Origin of the sequence: Streptomyces sp. HSW2009 (genome assembly GCF_040240285.1) — a bacterium.
Taxonomy (GTDB): domain Bacteria; phylum Actinomycetota; class Actinomycetes; order Streptomycetales; family Streptomycetaceae; genus Streptomyces.
In genome coordinates this window covers 1-2,427 of the sequence record NZ_JBEHZD010000830.1, presented here as the reverse complement: position 1 = coordinate 2,427, position 2,427 = coordinate 1, and the positions used below count along the sequence as shown (strand labels likewise).

Annotated in this window: 4 protein-coding genes; all 4 read right to left on the bottom strand. The window is 72.5% G+C overall.

Translation table 11 applies throughout. The annotated features are described in order from the left end of the window. Positions 1 to 137: 137 nt before the first annotated feature. The 4 genes from AAHZ94_RS32690 to AAHZ94_RS32675 all read right to left on the bottom strand — a co-directional run bounded on the left by AAHZ94_RS32690 (position 138) and on the right by AAHZ94_RS32675 (position 2,183). On the bottom strand, positions 138 to 1,088 hold the full coding sequence (locus tag AAHZ94_RS32690; RefSeq protein WP_349997332.1) for a PLP-dependent cysteine synthase family protein: 951 nt from the start codon (positions 1,086 to 1,088) through the stop codon (positions 138 to 140). Further along, positions 1,088 to 1,384, bottom strand: coding sequence for a MoaD/ThiS family protein (locus AAHZ94_RS32685; protein ID WP_349997331.1), 297 nt, complete (start codon positions 1,382 to 1,384; stop codon positions 1,088 to 1,090). The genes AAHZ94_RS32690 and AAHZ94_RS32685 overlap by 1 nt, the downstream gene beginning before the upstream one ends. Before the next feature lie 103 nt (positions 1,385 to 1,487). Further along, positions 1,488 to 1,637, bottom strand: a complete 150-nt coding sequence (locus tag AAHZ94_RS32680) for a putative leader peptide (protein ID WP_502964852.1) — start codon at positions 1,635 to 1,637, stop codon at positions 1,488 to 1,490. Positions 1,638 to 1,760: 123 nt separating this feature from the next. Further along, complete coding sequence (locus AAHZ94_RS32675; protein ID WP_349997330.1) at positions 1,761 to 2,183, bottom strand: M67 family metallopeptidase; 423 nt, start codon at positions 2,181 to 2,183, stop codon at positions 1,761 to 1,763. Positions 2,184 to 2,427 lie beyond the last annotated feature (244 nt).

The following is a 2,427-nucleotide window of genomic DNA, read 5'->3' as shown; positions in this document are numbered from 1 at the left end:
CCCGCACGGCCGGGTTGGCGCCGCCGGCGGCCGGCGAGGAGATGATCTCCGCGCCCCACATGGCCAGCCGCCGTCTCTGCCGTGCTGGTTACCGCTTGCTGATCGCTGGATACCGATTGCCGATGGCGCCGGGGCGGCTACGCCCAGAGCTGTCCTTGCAGCGTGGCGATGGCCTCTTCGGTGGTGGCCGCCGTGTACACACCGGTGGAGAGGTACTTCCAGCCGCCGTCGGCGACCACGAAGACCACGTCCGCGCTCTCGCCCGCGCGCTGCGCCTTGGCGGCGACGCCGAGCGCGGCGTGCAGGGCCGCGCCGGTGGAGACGCCGGCGAAGATCCCTTCCTCGGCGAGGAGTTCCCTGGTGCGGCGCACCGCGTCCGCGCTGCCCACCGAGAACCTGGTGGTGAGCACGGACTCGTCGTAGAGCTCGGGTACGAAGCCCTCGTCGAGGTTGCGGAGCCCGTAGACCAGGTCGTCGTAGCGCGGTTCGGCGGCGACGATCTGGATGCCGGGGACCTGCTCGCGCAGGAAGCGGCCGGCGCCCATCAGGGTGCCGGTGGTGCCGAGCCCCGCCACGAAGTGGGTGATGGAGGGGAGGTCGGCGAGGATCTCGGGGCCCGTGGTGGTGTAGTGGGCGCCCGCGTTGTCCGGGTTCCCGTACTGGTAGAGCATGATCCAGTCGGGGTGTTCGGCGGCGAGTTCCTTGGCGACCCGCACGGCCGTGTTGGAGCCGCCGGCGGCCGGCGAGGAGATGATCTCCGCGCCCCACATGGCCAGCAGTTGGCGCCGCTCGTCGCTGGTGTTCTCGGGCATGACGCAGACGATGCGGTAGCCCTTGAGCTTGGCGGCCATGGCGAGCGCGATGCCGGTGTTGCCCGACGTGGGCTCCAGGATCGTGCAGCCCGGGGTCAACAGGCCGTTCTTCTCGGCCTGTTCGATCATGTGGAGCGCGGGGCGGTCCTTGATCGAACCGGTCGGGTTGCGGTCCTCAAGCTTGGCCCAGACCCGCACCTGATCCGATGGCGAGAGCCGGGGCAGCCGGACCAGCGGCGTGTTGCCGACGGCGTCCAGCGGGCTGTCGTACCGCATCAGGCGGCGTCGATCGGGTCCGGTGCGCCGCCGGCGACGGCGGGCAGGATGGTGACGCTGTCGCCGTCGGTCAGCGGGGTGTCGATGCCGCCGAGGAAGCGCACGTCCTCGTCGTTGAGGTAGACGTTGACGAAGCGGCGCAGCTCACCGCCGTCCACGAGGCGGTCGAGGATGCCCGGGTGCCGGGTTTCGAGGTCGGCGAAGAGTTCCTTGATGGTGGCTCCGCTGCCGTCGACCTTCTTCTGGTCTTCGGTGTAGGTGCGGAGGATGGTCGGGATGCGGACCTCGATGGCCATGGCGGGGTGCTCCTGTCGGAGTGCGGGGGCGGGATGTCGACTGAACGGCACGCGGCTGCGCGTGGACGTACGGCGCGGGGTGCGGACGAGCGGGCCGCGAGGATCAGGCGGCTGCGCGCGGCTGACAGATGGCGCTGGCGAGGCGGCACAGGTCGACGTGCAACCGCGCCACGAGCAGCGGGCCCGGGGCTGCGACTGGCTGCACGCGGGTCACCCCCCGGCGGTTCGCGGCGTTCACGTCATGGACAACCATGCGCTCATCGTATCGATTCCCGCTTGGGCATCGGATAGCCCGTCTCACATGGCGAAACGTTACGTCACGCCATGTGAGACAGGACCCGTCCCGCGCCCCACCCCGCAGCCCCGCGGGAGCCGCTCAGTACGCCTCGACGACCCGCACTTCTTCCTCCGTGACCACACCGTCCACGATGCGGAACGAACGGAACTGGAAGGGCCCGGCGTCGTCGGTGTCGGCCGTGGAGACCAGGACGTAGTGCGCGTTCGGCTCGTTCGCGTACGAGATGTCGGTGCGCGAGGGGTACGCCTCGGTCGCGGTGTGCGAGTGGTAGATGACCACCGGGACCTCGTCGCGGTCGTCGAGGTCGCGGTAGAGCCGCAGCAGGTCGCCCGAGTCGAACTCGTAGAACGTGGGCGAGCGGGCCGCATTGAGCATCGGGACGAACCGCTCGGGACGGTCGCCGCCCTCCGGACCGGCGAGCACGCCGCACGCCTCGTCGGGGTGGTCGGCGCGGGCGTGGGCGACGATCTGGTCGTGCAGGGCCTGGGTGATGGTCAGCATGGCGACAGCATAAGGAGACGGTCCCGGCGGTGGTACGGGCCCGCTCGGGGCGGGTGCGGGGCCAGCGCGGACCGGGGGCGGGGCGGGCGGGACGGGTGCGGACCGGGGGCGGGTGCGGGGCGGGTGCGGACGCGCCGCGGGGGGGGGGGGGGGGGGGGGGGGGGGGGGGGGGGGGGGGGGGGGGGGGGGGCGCGGGCGCGCGGGGGGGGGGGGGGGGGGGGGGGGGGGGGGGGGGGGCCGCGCG